The sequence below is a fragment of the Streptomyces sp. NPDC001100 genome, from assembly GCF_053598575.1.
This window is the reverse complement of the sequence record NZ_JBSFKO010000023.1, coordinates 136,297-158,815: the sequence shown is the minus strand read 5'-3', so window position 1 is coordinate 158,815 and position 22,519 is coordinate 136,297. Positions and strand designations below refer to the sequence as shown.

Annotated in this window: 22 protein-coding genes and 2 pseudogenes; 11 read left to right on the top strand and 13 right to left on the bottom strand. The window is 71.6% G+C overall.

Features of this window, described 5'->3' with window-relative positions:
* Positions 1-389 (top strand): annotated as a pseudogene (locus ACWDEW_RS30205) (pyridine nucleotide-disulfide oxidoreductase); the annotation flags it as partial.
* A 58-nt stretch (positions 390-447) separates the two neighbouring features.
* Here ACWDEW_RS30205 and ACWDEW_RS30200 read toward each other — a convergent pair.
* Complete coding sequence (locus ACWDEW_RS30200; RefSeq protein ID WP_450516753.1) at positions 448-1,005, bottom strand: dihydrofolate reductase family protein; 558 nt, start codon at positions 1,003-1,005, stop codon at positions 448-450.
* 57 nt (positions 1,006-1,062) lie between these two features.
* Positions 1,063-2,001, bottom strand: coding sequence for a sigma-70 family RNA polymerase sigma factor (locus ACWDEW_RS30195; protein ID WP_450516752.1), 939 nt, complete (start codon positions 1,999-2,001; stop codon positions 1,063-1,065).
* Between the two features lie 38 nt (positions 2,002-2,039).
* Between ACWDEW_RS30195 and ACWDEW_RS30190 the strand changes: the two genes are divergently transcribed.
* Entirely contained in the window at positions 2,040-3,005 is a 966-nt protein-coding gene (locus tag ACWDEW_RS30190) for a DUF1152 domain-containing protein (RefSeq protein WP_450516750.1), read from the top strand.
* 18 nt (positions 3,006-3,023) lie between these two features.
* On the opposite strand, the pseudogene ACWDEW_RS30185 reads toward ACWDEW_RS30190, so the two are convergent.
* Positions 3,024-3,737 (bottom strand): annotated as a pseudogene (locus ACWDEW_RS30185) (SpoIIE family protein phosphatase); the annotation flags it as partial.
* 491 nt (positions 3,738-4,228) lie between these two features.
* Between ACWDEW_RS30185 and ACWDEW_RS30180 the strand changes: the two are divergent.
* Positions 4,229-4,648: a hypothetical protein gene (locus ACWDEW_RS30180; RefSeq protein WP_450516748.1), complete on the top strand. Its 420-nt coding sequence runs from the start codon at positions 4,229-4,231 to the stop codon at positions 4,646-4,648.
* 277 nt (positions 4,649-4,925) lie between these two features.
* Positions 4,926-6,134 (top strand): hypothetical protein, encoded by a 1,209-nt coding sequence (locus tag ACWDEW_RS30175; RefSeq protein ID WP_450516746.1) that lies wholly within the window; start codon positions 4,926-4,928, stop codon positions 6,132-6,134.
* Here ACWDEW_RS30175 and ACWDEW_RS30170 read toward each other — a convergent pair.
* On the bottom strand, positions 6,117-6,815 hold the full coding sequence (locus ACWDEW_RS30170) for a maleylpyruvate isomerase N-terminal domain-containing protein (protein ID WP_450516744.1): 699 nt from the start codon (positions 6,813-6,815) through the stop codon (positions 6,117-6,119). The two genes, ACWDEW_RS30175 and ACWDEW_RS30170, sit on opposite strands and share 18 nt — an antisense overlap.
* A 97-nt stretch (positions 6,816-6,912) precedes the next feature.
* Between ACWDEW_RS30170 and ACWDEW_RS30165 the strand changes: the two genes are divergently transcribed.
* Positions 6,913-8,184, top strand: coding sequence for an alpha-L-fucosidase (locus ACWDEW_RS30165; RefSeq protein ID WP_450516742.1), 1,272 nt, complete (start codon positions 6,913-6,915; stop codon positions 8,182-8,184).
* A gap of 193 nt (positions 8,185-8,377) precedes the next feature.
* Here ACWDEW_RS30165 and ACWDEW_RS30160 read toward each other — a convergent pair whose 3' ends face one another.
* Positions 8,378-9,181, bottom strand: coding sequence for a helix-turn-helix domain-containing protein (locus ACWDEW_RS30160; RefSeq protein ID WP_450516740.1), 804 nt, complete (start codon positions 9,179-9,181; stop codon positions 8,378-8,380).
* A gap of 156 nt (positions 9,182-9,337) precedes the next feature.
* On the opposite strand from ACWDEW_RS30160, the gene ACWDEW_RS30155 reads away from it, so the two are divergent.
* From ACWDEW_RS30155 to tgmB, 3 genes are all read left to right on the top strand, one after another.
* The gene (locus ACWDEW_RS30155; protein WP_450516738.1) at positions 9,338-9,634 is read left to right on the top strand and encodes a YkvA family protein; all 297 of its coding nucleotides are present in this window, start codon (positions 9,338-9,340) and stop codon (positions 9,632-9,634) included.
* Between the two features lie 164 nt (positions 9,635-9,798).
* Positions 9,799-9,990 carry a putative ATP-grasp-modified RiPP gene (tgmA, locus tag ACWDEW_RS30150; protein ID WP_019070092.1) on the top strand — a complete coding sequence of 64 codons (192 nt, stop codon included), beginning with the start codon at positions 9,799-9,801 and terminating at the stop codon, positions 9,988-9,990.
* A 16-nt stretch (positions 9,991-10,006) separates the two neighbouring features.
* Positions 10,007-10,993 (top strand): ATP-grasp ribosomal peptide maturase, encoded by a 987-nt coding sequence (gene tgmB / locus ACWDEW_RS30145; RefSeq protein WP_450516736.1) that lies wholly within the window; start codon positions 10,007-10,009, stop codon positions 10,991-10,993.
* Positions 10,994-11,017: 24 nt separating this feature from the next.
* On the opposite strand, the gene ACWDEW_RS30140 is transcribed toward tgmB, so the two are convergent.
* Together ACWDEW_RS30140 and ACWDEW_RS30135 are read right to left on the bottom strand one after the other, a co-directional pair.
* Positions 11,018-11,569 (bottom strand): hypothetical protein, encoded by a 552-nt coding sequence (locus tag ACWDEW_RS30140; protein ID WP_450516734.1) that lies wholly within the window; start codon positions 11,567-11,569, stop codon positions 11,018-11,020.
* A gap of 46 nt (positions 11,570-11,615) precedes the next feature.
* Positions 11,616-12,761: a serine hydrolase domain-containing protein gene (locus ACWDEW_RS30135; protein ID WP_450516732.1), complete on the bottom strand. Its 1,146-nt coding sequence runs from the start codon at positions 12,759-12,761 to the stop codon at positions 11,616-11,618.
* A gap of 200 nt (positions 12,762-12,961) precedes the next feature.
* Here ACWDEW_RS30135 and ACWDEW_RS30130 point away from each other — a divergent pair, with 200 nt between their 5' ends.
* On the top strand, positions 12,962-14,998 hold the full coding sequence (locus ACWDEW_RS30130; RefSeq protein WP_450516730.1) for a SpoIIE family protein phosphatase: 2,037 nt from the start codon (positions 12,962-12,964) through the stop codon (positions 14,996-14,998).
* A gap of 4 nt (positions 14,999-15,002) precedes the next feature.
* On the opposite strand, the gene ACWDEW_RS30125 is transcribed toward ACWDEW_RS30130, so the two are convergent.
* Positions 15,003-15,470 carry a hypothetical protein gene (locus ACWDEW_RS30125; RefSeq protein ID WP_450516728.1) on the bottom strand — a complete coding sequence of 156 codons (468 nt, stop codon included), beginning with the start codon at positions 15,468-15,470 and terminating at the stop codon, positions 15,003-15,005.
* A gap of 144 nt (positions 15,471-15,614) precedes the next feature.
* On the opposite strand from ACWDEW_RS30125, the gene ACWDEW_RS30120 reads away from it, so the two are divergent.
* A complete protein-coding gene (locus tag ACWDEW_RS30120) occupies positions 15,615-16,583 on the top strand; it encodes a GlxA family transcriptional regulator (RefSeq protein ID WP_450516726.1) in 969 nt (322 codons plus the stop codon).
* A gap of 5 nt (positions 16,584-16,588) precedes the next feature.
* On the opposite strand, the gene ACWDEW_RS30115 is transcribed toward ACWDEW_RS30120, so the two are convergent.
* The 3 genes from ACWDEW_RS30115 to ACWDEW_RS30105 all read right to left on the bottom strand — a co-directional run bounded on the left by ACWDEW_RS30115 (position 16,589) and on the right by ACWDEW_RS30105 (position 19,614).
* On the bottom strand, positions 16,589-16,819 hold the full coding sequence (locus tag ACWDEW_RS30115; protein ID WP_450516724.1) for a DUF5133 domain-containing protein: 231 nt from the start codon (positions 16,817-16,819) through the stop codon (positions 16,589-16,591).
* Positions 16,820-16,893: 74 nt separating this feature from the next.
* Entirely contained in the window at positions 16,894-18,666 is a 1,773-nt protein-coding gene (locus tag ACWDEW_RS30110) for an ABC transporter ATP-binding protein (protein WP_450516722.1), read from the bottom strand.
* Positions 18,667-18,756: 90 nt separating this feature from the next.
* Complete coding sequence (locus ACWDEW_RS30105) at positions 18,757-19,614, bottom strand: aldo/keto reductase (protein WP_450516721.1); 858 nt, start codon at positions 19,612-19,614, stop codon at positions 18,757-18,759.
* A gap of 314 nt (positions 19,615-19,928) precedes the next feature.
* Here ACWDEW_RS30105 and ACWDEW_RS30100 point away from each other — a divergent pair, with 314 nt between their 5' ends.
* Positions 19,929-20,816 (top strand): Gfo/Idh/MocA family protein, encoded by an 888-nt coding sequence (locus ACWDEW_RS30100; protein ID WP_450516719.1) that lies wholly within the window; start codon positions 19,929-19,931, stop codon positions 20,814-20,816.
* Here ACWDEW_RS30100 and ACWDEW_RS30095 read toward each other — a convergent pair whose 3' ends face one another.
* Positions 20,817-21,188: a hypothetical protein gene (locus ACWDEW_RS30095; protein WP_450516718.1), complete on the bottom strand. Its 372-nt coding sequence runs from the start codon at positions 21,186-21,188 to the stop codon at positions 20,817-20,819.
* A gap of 153 nt (positions 21,189-21,341) precedes the next feature.
* On the bottom strand, positions 21,342-22,232 hold the full coding sequence (locus tag ACWDEW_RS30090; RefSeq protein WP_450516716.1) for a GNAT family N-acetyltransferase: 891 nt from the start codon (positions 22,230-22,232) through the stop codon (positions 21,342-21,344).
* Positions 22,233-22,519: the final 287 nt, after the last annotated feature.

Sequence of the window (22,519 nt, the reverse complement as noted above, 5' to 3'; positions counted from 1 at the left end):
TCCCCAAGCTGCCCTGGGACATCGACTCGGGCACGGTCCCCGACGCGGGCGGCCGGGTCATCCAGGAGACCGGCGAACACCTCCAGTCGACGTACGTGACCGGCTGGATCCGGCGCGGCCCGGTCGGTCTGATCGGCCACACCAAGGGCGATGCCAACGAGACGGTCGCCAACCTCCTCGACGACCACGCCAACGGCCGTCTGCACACGCCCGTCTCGCCCGACCCGGAAGCCGTGGACGCGTTCCTCGCCGAACGGAACGTCCGCTTCACCACCTGGGACGGCTGGTACAGGCTGGACGCCGCCGAGAAGGCGCTGGGCGAGCCGCAGGGCCGCGAGCGCGTGAAGATCGTCGAACGCGAGGACATGCTCCGGGCGAGCGGCGCGTAAGCCTCAACAAGGTGAAGTTCGAGGGGCCCGGCGGCCGTACCGCCGGGCCCCTCGCGCATCAGCGCACGGCCCTCCCGTACCGGGCGAACACGGTGTACCCCGGCTTCTCCACCTCCAGGCACTCCAGGTGCGCGGGCGGACCGTCCGCGGCGAAGAGCCGCTCGCCGGTGCCGACGACGGTGGGGAAGGTGATGAGCCGGTACTCGTCGACCAGATCCTCCGCCATCAGCGTGTGGACGACGCTCAGGCTGCCCATCACGATCACCTCGCGCTCCTCGCGTTTCACGGCGTCGACGAGGTCGCCGTCGAGGACGGTCGAGTTCGCCCACGCCGAGGCATCGGTCAGGGTGCGGGAGGCGACCAGTTTCGACGCGGCGTTCATACGGGCGGAGAACGGGTCGTCGCGGCCCGGCCACAGCCGCGCGAACGCCTCCCACGTGCCACGCCCGAGCAGCAGCACCCCGTCGACCAGGGTGTCGGCCAGCCGGAACCTGTCGCCCTCGATCTCCTCGCGGCCGTAGCGGAAGAGCCAACCGCCGTACGGGGTGCCGTCGGACCCGTCGGGGTCGGAGACCACCCCGTCCAGGGTGGTGAACTGAATGACGGTGACGCTCATGATCCATTGTCCTTTCGGTCGATGCTCACCGGTACGTACCGGCGGCAGCGGCCGAACTCATCGCGGCGGGAGCGGCCGATCCGGGGAAATCCGCTGCGGCAGGCCGAAGGACGCGAGGACCTGCGGATCGGTGAACACGACGTTGCGGGTGACATGCCCGCCGGTGACCGTGAACACCTGGACGCTGTGCAGCCACCGGCCGCCGTCGGGGTCGGCCGCGTATGCGGCGAGCGCGGGCTGCGAGTTGGCCGTGATCGGCTTCAACACCCAGTCCGTACCCCGGAGTTCGAAGACCCTGCGCATGAACGCGCCGTAGTGCCCGGTGCCCCGGAACCAGAGCGGGACCGGCGGCATCTCCAGGACGACCTCGTCGGCCAGGAGCCGTACGAGGGCGGGGACGTCGGCCGCCTCGAAGGCCCGCAGGTAGCGGTCGATCACCTCGCGCGCCGCCCGGTCGTCCGGTTCGGCGACCGTGTGGCCGTCGCCGACGTCCGTGAGGGCGGCGCGGGCCCGCTGGAGTGTGCTGTTGACGGCCGGGACGGTGGTGTCGAGCTGGCCGGCGACCTCGGCGGCGCTGAACTGGAGCACCTCGCGGAGCACGAGCACGGCCCGCTGCCGTGCCGGGAGCCGTTGCAGGGCCACGACCAGCGCGAGCCGCATGTCGGTCCGCGCCTCCATGTCGTAGCGCGCGTCCGGGAAGGGCTGGAGCCACGGGATGTCGGTGGCCGGGGTGAGCGGGGTCCCGGGGTCCTCGCCCGGCGCGCCGAGGCCGGACGGGAGGGGGCGGCGGGCGCGTCCTTCGAGGGCGGTGAGGCAGACGTTGGTGGCGATGCGGTACAGCCAGGTACGGACGGACGCGCGGCTCGGGTCGTAGCGCTCGCGGGCCTTCCACGCGCGCAGCATCGTCTCCTGCACCAGGTCCTCGGCCTCGTGGAACGAGCCCAGCATGCGGTAGCAGTACGCCACCAACTCGCCCCGGTACGGCTCGAAGTCCACGCGTCCATCATGGCGTACGGGGCTGTTAACGTCCTCCGGTGTTCTCCCTCCTCGAACCCCCGTTCTTCTCCCGGCTGCGCGACGCGCGCCGAATACTCGTCGCCGGGGCCGGCGGCGGCTTCGACGTCTACGCCGGGCTGCCCCTCGCGCTCGCGCTGCGCTCGGCCGGCAAGGAGGTGCACCTCGCCAACCTGTCCTTCGCCGATCTCTACGGCCTCGACCAGGACGCGTGGGTGGAGCCGGACGTCGCGGCGGTACGCCCCGACACGGAGGCCCGGGGCGACTACTTCCCCGAGCGGTCCCTCGCCCGGTGGCTCCAACTGAACGACATGCCGTCCACGGTGTACGCGTTCCCCCTGACCGGCGTGCAGCCGCTGCGGGCCGCGTACCGCGCGCTGATCGACCACCTGGGCGGTGTCGACGCCGTCGTGCTGGTGGACGGCGGGACCGACATCCTGATGCGCGGCGACGAGCACGGGCTCGGCACACCGGAGGAGGACATGGTCAGCCTCGCCGCGGTGGACGGGCTCGACGAGGTGCCGGTGCGGCTGGTGGCGTGCCTCGGCTTCGGCATCGACGCGTACCACGGGGTCAACCACGCGCTGGTGCTGGAGAATCTGGCCGCGCTGGAGCGCGAGGGTGCCTACCTCGGCGCGTTCTCCCTGCCGCGCGACAGCCGCGAGGGGCAGCTGTACCTCGACGCGGTGGCCCACGCCCAGGAGTGCACGCCGGACCATCCGAGCATCGTCAACGGTTCCGTCGCCGCCGCCGTACGCGGGGATTTCGGCGATGTCCGCTTCACCGAACGCACGCGGGGCAGCGAGCTGTTCATCAATCCGCTGATGTCCCTGTACTTCTGTGTGGACGCACCGGGCCTCGCGCGCCGCAACCTCTACCTCGACCGGCTGGCGCGAACCGCGCTGATCCGCCAGGTCAGTTCCCGCATCGAGGAGTTCCGCGACGGACTGCCCAGGCAGCGGCCACCGCGTGCCTACCCCCACTGACCGTCCGACCCCGAATGGTCAACTCGCCGGCGTCAGTGCCTGTTCGGCCCAGATGGTCTTGCCGGTCGCGGTGTGCCGGGTTCCCCAGTCGGCGGTGAGCTGGGCGACCAGGAGCAGGCCTCGGCCGCCCTCGTCGTAGATCCGTGCCCGGCGCAGATGGGGCGAGGTGGAGTTGCCGTCGGAGACCTCGCAGATGAGCGTGCGGTCGAGGATCAGGCGGAGTTGGATCGGCTCGGCGCCGTAGCGGATCGCGTTGGTGACGAGTTCGCTGACGACCAGTTCGGTGACGAAGGCCTCCTCCGTCAGTCCCCAGGCGTCGAGCTGGGCGGTGGCGAGCCTGCGGGCCTCGGAGACGCCCTCGAAGTCGGCTGCCAGGTCCCAGACTTGGACGTGGTTGGCGTCAAGTGCCTTGGTACGGGCGAGTACCAGGGCCACGTCGTCGCGCGGGTGCATCGGCAGCAGCGCGGAGAGCACCTGGTCGCAGCGGTCCTCCAGGGTGGACCGCGATCCAACCAGGGCCTGTCGGAGCCGGTCGATGCCGAGGTCCGGGTCCCGGTCGGCGGCCTCCACAAGACCGTCCGTGTACAGGGCGACGCGGGTGCCCTCCGGGAGTTCGAGTTCGGTGGTCTCGAAGGGCAGGCCGCCCACGCCCAGGACCGGGCCGACGCCGATGTCGACCACCTTCGTGGTGCCGTCCGGCAGGACGAGGGCGGACGGGGGGGTGCCCGGCGCTGGCGTCCGCCGGCAGGCCGTACGGGAAGGCGTGGCCGCGCAGCGCCTCCTCGCCGAGCCTCATGACCTCGCAGGCCACGGCGTTGACCCGCAGATACCGCTGCGCGGCGTCGAACACCGACATCGAGAACGATGCCTGCCGGAACGCGCGCTCGATCAGCGCGCGTTCGTCGTCGTCCCCGCGGGCGGGATCCATGGGATCAGTGTGCTCCCGCACCCGGACGCCAACAACCGGGCGCCGGAGCAGCCGTCCGGGGGACGCGGGATCGAACGAATACTTGGGGTCCGTAAATGCTGTGAAGTGCCCCACGACGGGTAGTTCTTAACTCAGCGCCTCTTCCGCGTGAACACCTCCACTCAAAGGAACTGTGGTCTTGGCTCTCGCGTACCCTGACGCCCCGTCAGCCCGTCGACCAGGGCGTACCTGGACTATTCGCATCACAGGTCACCGCGACCGCACCGCCTCGGTCAGCTGCTCCTCCGGGTGCGGCATGCCCGCCCGGTCGCGTGACCTCCCGGCCCTGCGCCGCTTCGCCGAAGCCCATGCGGCGGCCCACGTCAGAGCGGCGACCGTACGCCCCGACGCGGCCTGCGGCTGCCGTCGGCAGCGGTGTGCGGCGCACGAGGGGACCCGGGTCGACTGCTCGGGCTCGGTGCTGCTCGTGCTGCGGCACGATCCGGCGGTGGGTCAGGTGTGGACCCTCTCCGAGGTCTGCGCGGCCTGTGCCTCGCTGATGACCCACACCCGCGTCGTCGGCAAGCCCGCGCCGCGCACCCGACCGCCGCGCGACGAAACGGTCGTACCCCTTCAGGCACCGCCCCCGACGAGCGCCCGCTCGGTGCCGGCCGGATTCAGCGCGCCGCCGGCCGGGGCGGGTGTGCCGTCCCGGCCTGACCGCCGGCGGAGGTGACGTGCGCGGGGCACCCGGAGCGCGGAACACGGACGGGACCCACCCCGAGCGGATGGTGGGCGGGTCCCGTCCGCGCCACCATTCTGGGGACCGGGCCATGTCAAAGGCACGTGTGAAACCCCGCCGCCCGGAGCGGACCGATCACACCCCGCGCGTATGCTCACGCGGGATCGCAGGAATTCCGGGCATACGAGACTCTACGACCCCCGCTTGACCCGCCAAGATCTCCAACGGTGATACTGGTGGGTCAGCCCCGCTCCCGCCCGCAGATTGGCCTATGTCGAACTCCTCCACAGCTCCGCCCACGATCCCCCACACGGTGTGGCTGGCTCGCGGCCGCCACGTCGGGTCCGAGGACGCGGCGGATGCCGTACGGCGACAGTTGCAGCGACTCAAGGACCGCGAGGTCATCGACGACCACACCGAACCGGACGAGGATCAGGGTCATGATCCCCGGGAGCTGGTCTTCGAGGCCCGTTGGCGGGTCGAGGGCACCGTGACCGTGCGGGCCCGGCTGACGTTTCCGGCGCTTCCGGCGCCGGGCTCGCCCGCCGCCCCGGCCGACGGGCGGGAATGGATCCTGGTCGCGGAGGCCGAGCGGACCTGGGACCCCCACTGGCCCTCCCCCGCGACCGTCTTCTGGCCCGAGGACGCGGACTCCGGCTGGGACCACGCATGGGTCCCCGGTCTGCGCTTCCGGGAGGTCAATCCGCTGCCGTCCGACGAGAAGGACCTGCGGCGGCTGTTCCGGAGTTGCGCGCAGGACGGCTGGAGCATTCACGTCGTCGTGCACGAGGCGATGACCCCCGACGCGCGCGGCAGGCTCCCGCTGGCCCGGCTGCTGCCGGCGAGCCTGCGGCACTGCGTGGTGGAGCACCGGGCCACACCCGATCAACTACGGTCCGTGAACTGGGCGTTGCTGCGCGAGTTCGACTTCCAGGTGCCGCGCGGCGGTGCCGTGGTGCTGCCCACCAACCCGGCCGCCCCCGGATACGACGTGCGGGACTTCTCCGTGCGCAGTGTCTTCCTCGACGGTTCCGAGCCCACCGAACTCGTCGACGTGCTCTGCCGCTACGCCGCCTCCGCGCGTCCCCTTCCGGAGGGCGGCGCGGAAGCCGTCAGCGCGCTGCGCGAGCAGTGGAGCCTGATGACCCTGGAGGAGGAACTGGCCCGGGAGCGCAGGCTCGTGGCCATGTACGCCGAGGCGCTCGAAGCGATGACGAAGTCCCGCGACCTGTACCGGGAGGCGGCCGACCGCGCCAACGAGGCACTGGCCGCACTGCGCGAGTCCGGCGGCGCCGTCGTGCCGGGCGGGCCTCCCCCGCCGGCCGGATCCCCGTTCCAGCGCACGTTCGGCCGCTTGCGGGACGCGACCAAGGCACTGCGCCCGGCACCGGCGGCTGAGCGGGACCCTGTACCGCCATCGGCCGACGGGGACCGCGTCGCGCCGCCGCGGGACGGCGACCGGTCAGCTGAAGAGCGGTAGGCGGTCGGCGTCCGCGCCGAGGGAGCGTCGCTCGGCCCCGGTGAGCGGCGCACGGCCCGTGGCGGCGCGCGCGTAGTGCTCGTCCGTCCAGTCCAGGGGGACGGGGCGGCCCAGCAGTCCGTCGAGAGTGCCGCGCACCGCGGCCAGTCCGCTCACGGACGGCCCGGGCGCGGCGGGCAGTTCCTGGACGAGGTCGAGATGGTGGATGCTCGCCTCGACCGCGAGGGTGGTCATCAGGTCAGCGGCGGTCAGGACGTGGCCCTGCGTGGAGACCGGGAGGTCCGGGTCGGTGGCGGCAGCGGCCACCACCGTGGCCTTCGCCGTGTCCAGGTACAGCGCGCGCAGCTGCCGGAAGTCGAGAAACATGCTCGCCCCGACCCTGCTCCAGCGCCGCCCGTTGGCCGCGCCGACCGGGTTGGGCCGCCAGTCCTGCCAGTAGGTGACGGCATCGCGGTCGGCCGGGCCCGGGGCGGGAGTGTGCAGGGCCACCAGAGCGCGCTGGGCGTCCGAGAGGCAGTGGAAGACCAGGTCGCGCACGGCCCAGCCGGTGCAGGCGGTCGGCAGCCAGGACTCCTCGTCCCCGAGCGGCGCGACGACTGACGCCAACGCCTCGTAGGAATCGCGCAGCACGTGGACCGGGCGGCTCCGGCGACGCGAGTGGTTTCCAGGAACCTCAGTCATGCGACCAGCCTACGCAGCGCCGTTGCGGGGTGAAAATGGACCACCAGTGGTGATCACCACCCACGCGCCCCGCCGTCCCGCGGCCTAGCTTGGCGGTATGCCGATGCAACCCTGGTTCCGCGATGCCAAGTTGGGCATCTTCGTCCACTACGGGATCTACGCCGTCGACGGTGTGCCGGAGTCCTGGTCGTTCTACACGGGCCAGGTCCCGCACGATCAATACATGCGCCAGTTGGACGGGTTCACCGCGGCACGCTACGAACCGCGGGACTGGGCGCGGCTGTTCGCGCGGGCCGGTGCCCGGTACGCGGTGCTGACCGCCCGGCACCACGACGGTGTGGCCCTGTGGGACTCGGCCCACGGTGACCTGAACGTGGTCCGCCGCACCCCGGCCGGCCGCGATCTGATCGGGCCGTACGCCGACGCGCTGCGCGAGGAGGACCTCAAGGTCGGGCTCTACTACTCCCACTCCGACTGGAACCACCCCGACTACGCCAGCACGGTGCACCCGCGCCCGCCGGACGAGGAGCTGCGCGCCAACCCGTACGCCTCCGCCCGGCCCGGCGAGGAGGATCCGGTTGCCTGGGCGCGTTACCTCGCCTACCGCGACGGCCAGGTAGGCGAGTTGGTGGACCGCTTCCGGCCCGACCTGCTGTGGTTCGACGGCGAGTGGGAGCGGGCCGAGGAGCAGTGGGGAATGCGGGAGTTGGCGGAACTGATCCTCTCCGGGAACCCCGAGACCGTCCTCAACGCCCGCATGCTGAGCCACGGCGACTACGCGACGCCCGAGCAGGGGGTGCCACTGCAAGCTCCGGACGGGCCCTGGGAGTTGTGTCTGACGGTCAACGACTCGTGGGGGTTCCAGCACGGGGACCACCACCACAAGTCGGTGCGGCAGCTGGTGCGTTACTTCACGGAGACCATCGGTATGGGCGGCAATCTGCTCCTCGACGTGGGCCCGAGGGAGGACGGGACGATCCCACCCGAGCAGGTGGAACGCCTTGAGGGTCTCGGCGCGTGGATCGCCCGGCACTCCGACGCGGTCTACGGCACGGTGGCCGGCCTGCCCGCCGGGCACCACTACGGGCCGAGCACCCTGTCCGCCGACCGCCGCACGCTGTACCTGGTGTGCTTCGACCCGCCACGCGAGTCGGTGTCGGTGCGCGGCCTGCGTACGCCCGTGAAGCGGGTCACGGTGCTCGGCACCGGCGCCGGACTCGGCCACGACGTGATCGGCGGACTCGGCGAGGTCCCGGGCGTGACGTGGATCGACGCCCCGCAGCCCGCCGATGTGGACGAGCGGGCGACGGTCCTGGCGGTGGAGCTGGAGGGGGAGTTGGACCTGTATCGGGGTACGGGCCGGGACTGATCTGCCCGCCGCTGATCCCGCACCGAGCTGCGCTGCTCCGGCTCGGACCGAGCTGCGCGACGGCGGTCTGGACCGAGCCGCACGACGCCGCCCCGGGCTGAACCACAGGGGCCGGAGGCGACCCGCCCGATGAGGGACGGGACCGACCTGCACAGTGCCGGCCCAGGCCGACCCGCACGGCAGCGGCCCCGATTCACCCGGTCCCGGCGCGAACCGCCCTCGGCGAGGCGCCCAGTTCGCGCCGGCACGCCTTGTTGAAGGCCTGCAGGTCGCCGATGCCGACGGCCGCAGCGATCGCGGGGACGGACAGCGTGGACTCCCGCAGCAGGTGCCGTGCGTGTTCCAGGCGGCGGTGCCGGATGTAGGCGACGACCGTGCTGCCGATCTCGGCGCGGAACAGGCGGATGAGGTGGTTGTGCGAGACCCCGGCCGCGCGCGCGACTTCCGGCACCGTCAGGGGCGCCGCCAGATGCGCCTCGATGTGCGCGACGGCGAGGGCGAGCGCGGGGTGCGGTCCGGCCGCGTCACCGGCGGCCGGCGTCGCGAGGTCGGCCACCCGCCACAGCACGGACCACAACTCGGCGGCCGCCCGGGCGGAGTTGCGCGGCGCCGCCGCCACGGCCCGCAGCATCAGGTCGGTCAGCACGGGCGTCTGCGCGCCGGCGTCCTGCATCACGGGAACGGTCAACCGCTCACCGGCGGAAGGAAGTTCCAGGTGGGCGAAGAGATGCTCGGAGCGGCCCCGGTAGTGGAAGCGCACCAGCGCGCCGGGCGGCACCAGGCTCACATGGCCGGGCCTGATCCCGTACGGCACCCCGTCGACGGTCAACTCCGCCTCGTACCGGTAGAGATGGAGCTGCCAGAGGTCTGGCAGCCGGAACACGTCACGCGGGCTGACCGTGCCGTGCACACCGACGCCGAGGCTCGCGACGCGCGGTGGGGCGTCGAGGCAGATGTGTACATGGGTTCCCGTTCCCGTCCGGCTGGTCGCACTCACGGTGAAAAAGTACCAGTGGCCGACATGGAATCGGTGACTGTCAAGACTCCTCCGGGCGTTCGGGTGTGATGTTCCCCTCGTCGGCAATACCGGGGCCTCGACAGGGCATCCGGATAGGGCACATCTCGTGCGGCCGGACCGAAAAAAGGGGAGCCCGTGGATTCGACCACAGCCGTGATCGTCGTCGCCGTGGTGCTCGCGGTGGCGCTGCTCGCCGTGGCCGTCGGAGTGCTGGTGCGGCTCGTCCGCATGCGACGCGGACTACGGCGCGCAGGGCTTCCGACCGGCCCCAAATGGGTTTTCTGGGGTGCCGTCCTCTACTTCGTACTGCCGACCGACCTGATGCCCGATCCCGTGTACTTGGACGACATCGCCGTACTTCTTCTCGCCCTGCGCTCCATGCGCAAGTCCCTCGGTGAGCAGGAGGAGGGGCAGCCGGGCGACCTCGGCTGAACCCGGCGAGCGTCTTACCTTCCTTACTATGACTACGGAGAGTAAGGAAACCATTCACTCGTTCGATTCGTATAAGTCTCTGGAAGCAGACGGAAGTCAGCGGGCCAAGCAACCTCGCGGGGTGGCCACCGCTTGCACGAGGCAGTACCGACGAGGGAGAGACGATGCAACCATTCGCGCTCAACTACGCTCGCCCGGCAGCACAGTTGGAGCTCACCACTCCGTACAGCTACGACTCCGGACTGCAGTTGAACGTGCTCGCCGACGGACGGGTCGCCGCCCATGATCTCGCTCTGCTGAGAGAACTGGGGACCACGACGTCCACCGCGGGATCGAAGACTCACTTCGACGACTGAACGCGGAACGACGAAAATGACCGTGTTGGTCCTTACCTGCGAAGAGGACGTCACCGCGGATCTGGTGATGGTGCACCTGCACACGGCCGGCGTCCCCGTGGTCCGGATCGATCCCGCCGACCTCACCGGCGGGGTCGCGCTCTCCGGCGAGTACGTCCACGGAGCCTTCCGCGGCCATCTCGCGGCCGGTGGACGGCTGGTGAGCGTGAGCGGGCTGCGTTCCATCTGGGTGCGCAGACCGGGCACCCCGGCGACCCGCGCACCCCAGCCCTCCGCGTGGCTCACCGAGGAGGCCTCCCAGGCGCTCTACGGCATGCTGCGCGGCTCCGGCGCCCGCTGGATGAACCACCCCGACGCGGCGCGCCGCGCCCGGCACAAGCCCTGGCAGCTGCGACTGGCCCAGCGCAGCGGACTGCCGGTGCCCGCCACCCTGATCACCACGTTCCCGCAGGCCGCCCGCGAGTTCTCGCGGCGCTTCCCGGACCTGGTGGTCAAGCCGGTGTCCGGCGCCCATCCGCAGGATCCGCCCCGGGCGGTGCCGACCAGCCGGGTCGCACCGGACACCGACTTCGCCGCCGTGGCCTTCGGTCCCACGCTGCTGCAGCGCCGGATCGCCAAGCGCGCCGACATCCGGCTCACCGCGGTGGGCGACCGGATGCTGGCCGCCCGTATGGCGACCGCCCCGGACGCGGACCCCGCCGAGGTCGACGTCCGCTTCGCCGCGCCCGCGCAGCCCTGGCACCCGGCCGAGGTCCCGCCGCGCATCGCCGAGGCAGTCCGGACGTATCTGCGCGAGGCCGAACTGGCCTACGGCGCCTTCGACTTCGCCGAGGACGCGGACGGCACCTGGTGGTTCCTGGAGTGCAACCAGTCGGGCCAGTTCGGCTTCGTCGAGGCGGACACCGGCCAGCCGATCGCCCGCACCATCGCGGAGTGGCTGGCCCTGCCCGCCGAGCCGGAGCGGGAGGGTCTGGTCAACGGGTCGGACAGCACGGTCGCTTGAGGTAGCGGAAACGGTTCACCGCGATCACAGTTCGCAGTCGTCCTGCCAGTTGCACGCACCACAGATGACGAGCCGCAGCGCCTGGTCGTAGTGGTGGTCGACCGTGACGTACGGGCGCAGCCGTTCGCTGCTCCCGCCGCACCGCGGGCAGCTCGCGAACAGTCCCAGAGGCCCGAAGTCGCTGATCGCCAAGGTGTTTTCGGTGGGGGTGCCCCGAACCGGGAGCGGCGGCACGAGGGCCGGGAAGCCGAGGCGCACGATCATCGCCGCCGCCTCGTCCGACACCCGGCCCCAGCCCTGGGCGAGCCGTACATGGCGCAGCCCGGCCAGGGCGGGCGGCAGCGGTGTGTCGTCGAGCCGGACGGGCACGTGCGCGCCGGGCGGCGCGGGTTCCGGCGGTGTTCGGTCCCACGCCGCCGACCACAGCAGGACGACGGCGGTCTCCGGGTCGGGGGCGCCGTCCGCGGCCGTCGGCCACACGTCGAGCTCGACGTCGGCTCCGGCGCGTCCCAGCGCGTCTGCGAGCGCCAACGCCGCCCGCTCGTCCTGCCGTTGATAAGTGAGTCGCGTGTGCACGCACTCATGGTGCGGCATGCCGGAGGTGTGCGGTACGCCTGTGCTGTTACGACCCGTATGTCCCCAGGAGGCTGCACACCGCGTCCTCCTCGACCGCGCGCACTTTGCTCAGCAATGCGGCGTTCCCGGCCTGGTTCACCTGAGTTGTCAATGAGAAAGTGAGCGCGCGCCGGCCGTCGGGGGTGGCCGCGATCAACTGTGTGTAACCGAGGGTGTTTCCGGTATGTCCGAGAACGACCCCGCAGCGGGTTTCGTAACGGAAGATGGCCAGTCCCGCGCTGTTGCGGCCCGGTCCCGCCGGTTCGGAGGCGCCCGGGATCCAGTGCCGCTGTTCCCGCAGCGCCGCTTTCGAGGTGAGGGCTCCGGAGGCGTAGCCGCCGATGAACGAGGCCAGGTCGCGGGGCGAGGAGGTGATGCCGCCGGACGCCCACACCCCCGACATGCCGATCGCCTCGCTGACGTCCTCGGGTCCCGACGGTCCACCGACCGTGTAGCCGTGCATGTACGGCTCCGGCATCCGGTACCCCTGCGGCAGGCTCGTGTCGCGCAGGCCCAGCGGCCGGTACACGTCGTGGCGCAGCAGGTCCTCGTAGCGCGCGCCGGTCACCGCCTCCGCCATCAGCGCCACGGCGATGTTGTCGGAGTTGGAGTACTGGTACCGCGAGCCGGGCGTGAACCGCAGCGGCTCTCCCGCCACGAAGTCGAGCAGGCGCCGCGAGTCGAAGTGGTGGTGCGGGTCGGCCTGGATGAGGCTCCGGAACTCCGCACTCTGGCTGAAGTCCGGGAGCCCGCTGGTGTGCTGGAGCAACTGACGCAGAGTCACTGACCTCCAGGCCTTGGGTAGTTGGGGCAGCCGCTTGCCGATCGTGTCGTCGAGGGTGAGCCGGTGCTGTCGTACGAGACTCAGGGCCACGGCCCCGCTGAACGCCTTGCTGGTGCTCGCGGTCCGGGTGTGGTCGTCCGCTTCGAGCGGGCGGCCGGTGGTGATGTCGGCGGTGCCGGCCCGCAGGACGCGCTGCCGGTCGCCGTCGCGCAGCACGACGATCACGCCGGGCGGGCCGTCCGGGGCGGCGACCAGTTCGTCGAGACCTCGCTGGAGGGAGTGGTCGTCGGCCGTGGCGGGCGAGGCGGGGACGAGGGCGCCGACACAGCCGGCGACCAGGAGGGAGACGAGACGGAGCGGGAAGGGCATCGGGTGTCCTGGGGGAAGTGGGGGCAGGGCACGATCAGAATCCGGGGCCTCGTCGGCGCCCGCGCGGGTATGTGCTCCATACGGCCGCGTCCGCTCCCCCTGTCCTCACGGTGTTGCCGGGTGGGGCGGGCTGTGCCGTAATCGGATGACCGGCGGTGCGGATCTTGGTGGTGTCGTGCCGCGCCGGAAGGAGCGGCTGGATGGACGCGTACGGTGCCGGGGACGGTGTCACGGCCGCCTCGGGAGGACTGCTGGACCTGTTGCAGGTCGCGGCGGTGGTCCTGGACGCCGGCGGGTACATCGCGCTGTGGAGTCCCGAGGCGGAGCAGCTGCTCGGCTACTCGGCCGAGGAGGCGCTGACGCAGCGCGCCGACCGGCTGCTGGTGTCGCCCGACGACCGGGTCCGGGCGCGTGAGCTGTTCGCCCAGGTGGGCTCGGGTGCCCGCTGGGCGGGGGTCTTCCCGCTGCTGCACCGGGACGGCACGGAGCGGCCCGTCGAGTTCCGCACCATGCGGCTGCGCGACAGCCACGGACAGGCCCATCTGCTGGGTCTGGCGGCGGACGCCACGACCGTACGCGGCGTCGAACGGGACCTGGCGCTGTCCCACAGCCTGGTGCGGCAGACACCGGTGGGCATCGCCGTCTTCGACACCGATCTGCGGTGGGTCACGGTGAACCCCGCGCTGGAGCGCATCAACGGCGTACCGGAGGCGGAGGTCGTCGGGCGCCGGGTCGGCGAGGTACTGCCGGGGCTTGACGTGGCGGCCATCGAGTCACGGATGCGGCATGTGCTGATCACCGGCAAACCGCTGCTCGACCAGCAGACCGTGGGCCGGACGGCGGCCGATGCCGTGGAGCGGGCCTACTCGGAGTCGTACCACCGCATCGAGGACGCGCAGGGCCGGGTGCTCGGGCTCGCGATGGCCGTCCTGGACGTCACCGAGCGGGAGCAGGCGGCGGCCGAGGTCGCGCAGGCGCGCCAGCACCTGTCCGTGGTGGCGGAGGCCGGGGTGCGGATCGGGACGACGCTGGACCTCCAGCAGACCGCGCGGGAGCTGGCCGACGTGGCGGTGCCGCACGTGGCCGACCTGGCGGCCGTAGACGTACTGGAGTCGGTCGTGGCGCACGGCGGGATCACTCCGGTGGCCGGGGACGCGCAGGTCGAGTTCCGGGCACTGGCCGTCGCGGCCGGATACCTCACCGACGCGATCCACGCGGCGGACCCGGTCGGCGAACTGGCCACCTACGGCCCCCACCGCATCATCACCCAGTGCGTCCGCGAGGCCGGGCCGATCCTGGTGGAGCGGGTGGACCGGCCGATGATGCGGCGCATCGCCAGGGACGCACGCGCCGCCCAGACCTTGCACGCGGCGGGCGTCCACTCCTACCTCGCCGTCCCGCTGATCGCCCGCGGCGAGGTGCTCGGCACGCTGAGCCTCTACCGCACCGTCAACGAGCGCCCCTTCGACGAACAGGACCGTGTCCTCGCCTCGGAACTCGCCGCGCGCGCCGCGATCTGCATCGACAACGCCCGTCTCTACGGCCGTGAGCGCACCACCGCGCTGACCCTGCAGCGCAGCCTGCTGCCGCCGGCCCCGGCCCGGCAGGAGGGGCTCGACATCGCCGCCCGCTATCTGCCGGCGCTGAGCGAGGTCGGGGGCGACTGGTACGACGTGCTACCGCTGGGGCCGGGCCGGACCGGGCTCGTCGTGGGCGACGTGATGGGCAAGGGTGTCCAAGCGGCCGCCATCATGGGGCAGTTGAGCAGCGCGACCCGCGCGCTGGCCCGACTCGACCTGCCGCCCGCCGAGTTGCTGCACCACCTCGACGACCTCACCGGCTCCCTCGACACGATCGCGACCTGCGCGTACGGCGTGGTCGACCTCGGCCGGGGCACCTGCGCCCTGTCCAGCGCAGGCCATCTGCCGCCGGTCCTGATCCGCCCGGACGGGCATGCGGAACTCCTCGACATCCCCGGCGGAGTCCCGCTCGGTGTCGGCGGGGTCGACTTCGGGACCGCCGAAGTCGAGTTCACCACAGGCGCGTTGCTCGCCCTGTACTCCGACGGGCTGGTGGAGAACCGCGGTGAGTCGATCGACGTCGGACTGCACACGCTGACGCGGCTGTTGCAGAGTTCCCGCCGCCCCCTGGAGCAGACGAGCGACATGCTCCTCCACGCGCTGCGCCCCGAGCCCGACGACGATGTCGCGCTCCTCCTGGTCCGCGCCACGGGCTGACCGGTCAGGCGCCCGTGGTCGAGCCGGGTCGGATGATCATGAGGACGGTGACGGTGGCCCACAGCAGGTTGAATATGCCGGTGAACATGGCGAGTTGAACCGTCCCCGCGCGCTCCACGGGCCGCCCCGCGCCGAGTTCCCCCAGGAGTTCGTCCTGACGGGGCAGGACGAAGGCGATCAGGAGGCCGGCCGCCACCGCGGTGAGGGTGATGGAGGCGATGAGCCAGCCGCTGCCCAGGACGCCCATCGCGGCGGCGGTGGCGAACCCGAAGAGGGGCACGGCGAGGCCGACCGCGCCGTAGAGGCGGCAGATGCGGTGCAGCAGTCGTACGGTCGTCACCCCCGCGTCGGAACCGTCCGTGCCGGTGAGGGCCCGACGGGCCGCCGGTGGGAACATGCTGGCGGCCACGGTCACGGGGCCGATCGCGACGATGGCGGCCAGCACGTGCAGGGCGAGAAGGATCTTGGTCACCGGCCCAGGCTAGGGATGTCCCGGTCGGCCGCACAGAGGCTGGATCGACAGCTTCCAACGGATTCCCGCCAAGCTATCTGGCCGGGATGCTGTCACGGAGGCCCGTGTCACTAGGCTGGCGGGAATCTGCCTATCGTGGCGTTCATGCATACCGTCGCGATCCTCGCCCTCGATCATGTGGTGCCGTTCGACATGGCGACCCCGATGGAGGTGTTCGGCCGTACCCGGCTGCCCGACGGCCGGAACGCCTACCGGATCCGGGTGTGCGGGGAGACGCCGGAGGTGCGGACGGACGGGTTCGCGCTGCGGGTCGACCACGGGCTGGAGGCGCTGGCGGACGCCGACACCGTCGTCGTCCCCGGCTGCTCGGAGCAGGCCGGGCCGCCCTCCGCCCGGGTGCTGGCGGCGCTGCGGGAGGCAGCGGCGGCGGGTACCCGGATCGTGTCGATCTGCGCCGGCGCCTTCGTGCTCGCCGCGGCCGGACTGCTGGACGGGCTGCGCGCCACCACCCACTGGATCGCGGCCGACCTGCTGGCCCGCGAGTATCCGCTCGTCGAGGTGGAACCGGACGTGCTGTACGTCGACAACGGGCAGATCCTCACCTCGGCCGGGGCCGCCGCCGGACTCGACCTGTGTCTGCACCTCATCCGCCGGGACTTCGGCTCGGCGGTCGCCGCCGACGCGGCCCGTCTCTCGGTCATGCCGCTCGAACGCGAGGGCGGGCAGGCTCAGTTCATCGTGCACCGGCATCCGCCGGTCCCTCAGGGTTCGACCCTGGAACCGCTGCTCCAGTGGATCGAGGACAACCTCGCCCACGAGGTCACCCTGGGGGCGCTGGCCGCGCGATCGGGCATGAGCGAGCGGACGTTCAGCCGGCGTTTCCGCGAACAGACGGGCAGCACACCGCTCCAGTGGCTGCTGCGCGCCCGGGTCCGCCGCGCCCAGTACCTGCTGGAGAACAGCGACCACCCCATCGAACGCGTCGCCCAGCAGGCCGGGTTCGGCTCTCCCACCGCGTTCCGCGAACGCTTCCGCAAAGTGGTCGGCACGAGCCCGCAGGCGTACCGCTCGGCGTTCCACGGCAGGCCGGCGCGCGAAGTGGCGCTCCCCTGAAGGTTCTAGGCGAGGGCGCGGTCGTCGGCGGCCGCGCCGCGCGCCGCCGCCAGCAGGGCGTCCGCCTTCACGATGGCTTCCCGGATGTCCGTGGTGCCCGTCATCACGCACAGGGTGTAGCTGACATCGCTCAACTCGGCGGCTGTCTGCGGGCGTTGCCTCTCCGCCTGGGCGATGCGCAGCACCGCGTACCGGGTGAGCAGTTTCCTGACGGCCTTCGGGTTCGGCACCAGCACGGAGCGCCCCTCTCTCGTTGTTCGCTCCTTGTGCCCCGTCGACGCCTGATCAAGCACACGCCCATGCGATCCGGTCAGGCGACCTGCCCGCTGTGCAGTGCCGTGTACGCCCCGCCCCGGCGCAGGAGTTCGTCGTGCGTGCCGACCTCCAGGATCTCGCCGTCGCCCATCACCACGATGCGGTCGGCGCCCCGGACGGTGGAGAGCCGGTGCGCGACGACGAATGTCGTACGGCCGTGCAGCAGCCGGGTGAGGGCCTGTTGGACGAGCGCCTCCGAGCGGGTGTCCAGGGCCGAGGTCGCCTCGTCCAGGACGAGCACCTTCGGGTCCCGGATCAACGCTCGTGCGATGGCGAGGCGTTGACGCTGGCCGCCGGACAGCCGGGCCCCGCGCTCGCCCACCAGGGTCTCCAGCCCCTGCGGCAACTTGTCGACGAACTCAAGGGCGTTGGCGTCCCGCAGTGCCGCGCGCACCGAGTCCTCGTCGGCGTCGTCCATCCCATAGGCCACGTTGTCGCGGATGGTGCCGTCGAACAGGATCGACTCCTGGGGGACGACCGAGACGAAGCGGCGGTAGGTGCGCAGGTCGAGGGTGTTCATGTCGGTGCCGTCGAGGAGGAGTTGGCCGGTGGTTGGACGGATGAAGCCGATGACGAGGTTGAGGACCGTGGACTTGCCGGCGCCGGACGCGCCGACGAGGGCGACGGTCTCGCCGGGTGCGACGGCGAGGGTGAAGTCGTGGACGGCGGGGCGGAGTTGGCCGCCGTCGTAGGTGTGGCCGACGTCCCGGAAGGTGACGGCTCCGCGTACCGCGGTGACCACCTCCTTGCCCTCGTTGTCCTCCAGCTCGGGTGCCTGGAGCACCTCGCCGACCGAACGGACCGATTCCAGACCCTTCGTGATGACCGGGGCCAGACCCATGAGGGTCGTGGTGGAGTTGGTGAGGGTGGTCAGGAAGGCGCTGAGCATGACGACGTCGCCGGCGGTGACACCCCAGACGCCGTAGTACGACACCAGGGCCGCGCCGCCGAGGACCAGGACGCCGACCACGTTCAGCACCACCCAGGCCAGCGAGCCGAAGCGGCCGTTGAGCAGGTCGAGGCGGTTTCCGGTGGTGAGGAGGCGGCGCAGGGTGCCGTCCATGCGGCGCAGGGCCTTGCCCTCCAGGCCGTGGGCACGGGTGACCGGGATGAGGCGGGTCATCTCCGTCACGCGCGAGGACAGGGTCTCGACCTCGTGGCGGAAGTGCTCGTTGTGGGTGCGCAGGCGGGCCCGCAGCCGGGACACCAGCAGCGCGGCGACCGGCACGACGACCAGGAAGACGGGCACGAACTCCGGTGTGCGGAAGGCGATGATGACCAGTCCGCCGGTGAGCACGGTGATCGCGCCGAGCCCGGTCTCGGCGGTCTGCTGGACCATCTGCTCGACGGTCTCCACGTCCCGCACGACCTTGGCCTGGAGCACTCCGGCGCTGACCCGCGAGTGGTAGCCGATGGAGAGCTGCTGCATCCGCGTGCACAGCGCCGAGCGCAGGTCGGTGCCCATGCGACGGACGCTGCCGTAGAGGAGGCGGACGTAGAGGACGTGCAGGGGGTAGTTGATCAGCAGAATGAACAGGATGACGCCGGTGCTGATCCAGAGCCTGCTGACCGGCTGGTGCTGGACGACCGTGTCGATGATGGACGCGGTGATCAGCGGGAGCAGCCAGATCGGGCTGTGCTTGACCGTGAAGACGGCGACGGCCAGAGCGAGGCGTCTGCGGTCCTCGTGGAACAGGTAGGCGAGGGTGCGGATCGGGTGTTCGTCGCGGTAGCGGTGGTCGAGCGGCTTGTCCGTGGACGACGCCATCGGTGGTGGTCCTCCCCCTGTGACCGGTTGGCGGGCAAGCGCTTTCCTTCCCTTGCCCGCCACAACTACACCTCCGGTGTCACCGCCGTCTCAGGCCGCGTCCAGCTCCGCGAACTCCGCGGCGGAGAGCGTCAGTTCGGGTGCGGCCGCCGAGTCGCGGATCGTCTCGGGGCGGCTGGCGCCCGGGATCGGTACGACGACCGGGGACTTGGCGAGCATCCAGGCCAGGCACACCCGCTGCGGACTGACGCCGTGCTTCTCGGCGATCTCGGCGAACGGCGCGTAGGCGGAGCCGAGTTCACCGGCGCGGCTGATGCCGCCGAGGGGGCTCCAGGGCAGGAACGCGATGCCGAGCTCGTCGCACAGTTCCAGCTCCGGTTCGCTGGAGCGGAAGGCCGGGGAGAACTGGTTCTGCACGGAGACCAGCCGCCCGTCGAGGATCTCGTTCGCGAGCCGGATCTGCTCCGGGTTCGCGTTCGAGATCCCGGCCATGCGGATCTTGCCCTCGTCGAGCAGGTCCCGGATCGCGCCGACGGAGTCCGCGTACGGGACCCTCGGGTCGGGGCGGTGGAACTGGTAGAGCCCGATGGCCTCCACGCCCAGTCGACGCAGGGACGCCTCACAGGCCTCCTTGAGGTACTCGGGGCTGCCGTTCAGGGTCCAGCTGCCGTCCCCCGGGCGCAGATGCCCGCCCTTCGTGGCGACCAGGACGTCCCCGCCGAGGTCGTGCGAGGCGAGGGCCTTGGCGATCAGGGTCTCGTTGTGTCCGACCTCGTCGGCGTGCAGGTGGTAGGCGTCCGCGGTGTCGATCAGCGTCACGCCCGCGTCGAGGGCGGCGTGGATGGTCGCGAGGGAGCGTGCCTCGTCCGGCCGTCCCTCGATCGACATGGGCATACCGCCCAGGCCGATCGCACTGACCTCGACGTCACCGATACGGCGGGTGTCCATTGCTCGTGCTCCTCTTCCGGTCTTCCGGCTGTCGCGCAGAACCGTGCCGTCCCGCGCCGCCGGACGACCGATCGGGTCGCGGCGGCGAGGGCGCGTCCTCCAGCCTCTCCGGCCCGGGTCCGCAGGTCCAATAGAAGAAATCGAACGCATCCAGCAGCGGGACTGCTCAATCGGTGAGTCGGGGGAAGGGCTTGCGCACCTGCCCTGGTCGTGTGGCACGCTCACCGGCGACCGGCCGCTCGGAGCGACTCCGGTGGTCACCAGGTTCGCCCCGCGGATTCAACCCGTGAATTCGCCCGTGGAGAGGCAGCGCCATGCGCATCGGACTGCTCGGCACCGGCCCTTGGGCACAGATGGCACACGCCCCCGCCCTCGCCGGGCACGCGGAGTGGGACTTCGCGGGCGTGTGGGGCCGCCGCCCGGACGCGGCCAAGGAACTGGCCGACCAGTACGGCGTCCCGGCCTACGACGATGTCGACGCGCTCCTCGCGGACGTGGACGCCGTCGCGGTGGCCCTTCCGCCGTCCGTGCAGGCCGAGTTGGCGGTGCGGGCCGCGCGGGCGGGCCGGCATCTGCTGCTGGACAAGCCGCTCGCCCCGACGGTGGAACGAGGGCGGGCCGTGGTCGACGCGGTACGGGAGGCCGGGGTCGCGTCGGTCGTGTTCTTCACCACCCGTTTCCAGCCGGAGACCGAGGCCTGGATCACCGAACAGGCCGCCGCCGGGGGCTGGTTCACCGCGCGGGCCGAGTGGCTGGGTTCGGTGTTCACCAGCGACAGCCCGTTCGCCGCCTCGCCCTGGCGGCAGGAGAAGGGCGCGCTGTGGGACGTCGGCCCGCACGCCCTGTCCGTGCTGCTCCCGGTGCTCGGTGACGTCCGCCGGGTGGCGGCGGCCGTGCGGGGGCCCGGAGACACGGCCGTGCTGGTCCTCGACCATGTGGACGGTGCGTCGAGCACGCTCACCCTGAGCCTCACCGCACCGCCCGCGGCGGCGGGGGTCGCGGTCGAACTCCGGGGCGCGGCCGGGGTGGCCGGCCTTCCGGAGAGCTCGGGCAGCGCGGTGTCCGCCCTGGGCCGGGCCGCCGACGCGCTGGGCGAGGCCGTCCGCACGGGCCGGCCGCACCCGTGCGACGCCGCTTTCGGGCAGCGGGTCACCGAGATCCTGGCGGAGGCCGAGGCGATGGTGGCCGGCGAAGCCGGCTGATCACCCGCCGGCGGACGCCTCCTCGTCCTCGTCCCCGTCCTCGTCGTCGAACGGCTCGTCGCTCCACCGGAACCAGGCCCGCTCCCCCTCGATGTGCAGCAGGAACTCGGGCACGGGCCCGTCCGGCGAGGTGAGCGTCACCTGTCTCCGGACCTCGTCGTAGGCCTCCTCCCACCGCGCCCACTCGTCGTCCGCCTGCGCCAGGGCGAGCTCGCGTGCGAACAGCTCCCGTACGGCGTCGAAAGCCGGACCCGCGGTGAACTTGCCCGACAGCCAAGGGAAATCGGCGTCGTCGATCAGGATCTCCCCGACCAGTTCCCCAGCCGTCTCCTCGCCCGCGCGCACCTGCCAGACCTCACCGACGAACCCCATGCCCGCCTCCATCCCGCCGTAGAGCCATCGCTGTGGAGCGATCGACGTAGAGCAATCGACGTAGATCGACCCGCCGCCAGCATGGCACCCGGCACTGACAGTCGGCCCGGAACCGATCACGGGCCGGGCCGACTGCCCTACGAGCCGACGCGTCTACTCGACGAACTGGAAGTTGGCGCGCTCCCGGATCAGCGGATAGCCGACCTCGGCGAAGTGCGCGGCCATCGGGAAGTTGCCCTGGTCCGTGGCGGCGGCGATGAACTCGGCGCCCTGCTCGGCGAGATAGTGCGTGCACTCGGATAGGAGGTCGCGGGCATAGCCGTGGCCGCGCTGTTCGGGTACGACTCCGATGAAGCCGACGCAGGGGCCCGACGGGTTGCGGGCCGGGATGTGGATGCCCACGAGGTCGCCCTCGGGGGTGCGGGCGACCTGCCACCACTCGCGCGGGGACGGGCACCAGCGGAAGAAGTCGATCTCCTCCTGCGCGGCCTTGTCGACTCCCCTTTGGCCGATGGCCCGTTGGGCGTGGGCGTCGAGGGTGACGGAGTGGATGCGGCGCAGTGCGTCGAAGAACACGGCGTCGTCGGGTTCGGGGGCGAAGTCGAGGCGTCCGGGGCGTTCGGGCAGGCCGCACTCCGGGGTCCAGCGGTAGATGAACCGCTCGACGAGGAGGTCGTAGCCGGCCGCGCGCAGGGCGGCGAAGCGGGCCTCGGCGGCGGCGCGGATCTCGGGGCTGTCGCGCCAGCCGGCGGGAATGTTCAGTTCCACGTCGGCACGCCAGGGCACGCTGCGCAGGAGTTCGGCCCCCGCCTCCTCCTCTCCCTCGATCAGATCGAAGCAGTCGACGGCGAGGGGTTCGCTGTCGTCCGGGCCTCCCCACCAGGCGGCGCGCGCGACCACCGTGCCGTCGCGCAGGGCCACCCGCTGCCAGTCGGGCCGCCAGACGGTCAGCCGGTGCGCGGCGCGGGCTCCGAGCGGGTCGGGAAGTGCGTCGAAAAGGTGCGCGTCGTTCTCGTCGAGCGCGCGAATGACCAGATCGGTCATGGACTGTTTCCTCCGGGATGCGTACTGCGTGAAGCGCTCCCGGTCAGGTCAGTCTTGGCACACCGGGTCAACAGGGAGGGAGCGCTGGGGTGTTGTGAACCTCATGGCACTCGCCTCCTTCCGTCGGTCTCCGGGCGTGCACGCAGACTCTAGGGGGTTGGTCTCCGTCCGTCCATCGCATTTGGCCCCGGCCCCTCCCCGTATCCCGTGTTCGTCCCAGCGGTGATCCGTCCCCGCAGGTCACAGGCGCGCGACTGTCCCGGCGTCCCAACGCGGGCAAGCGGATC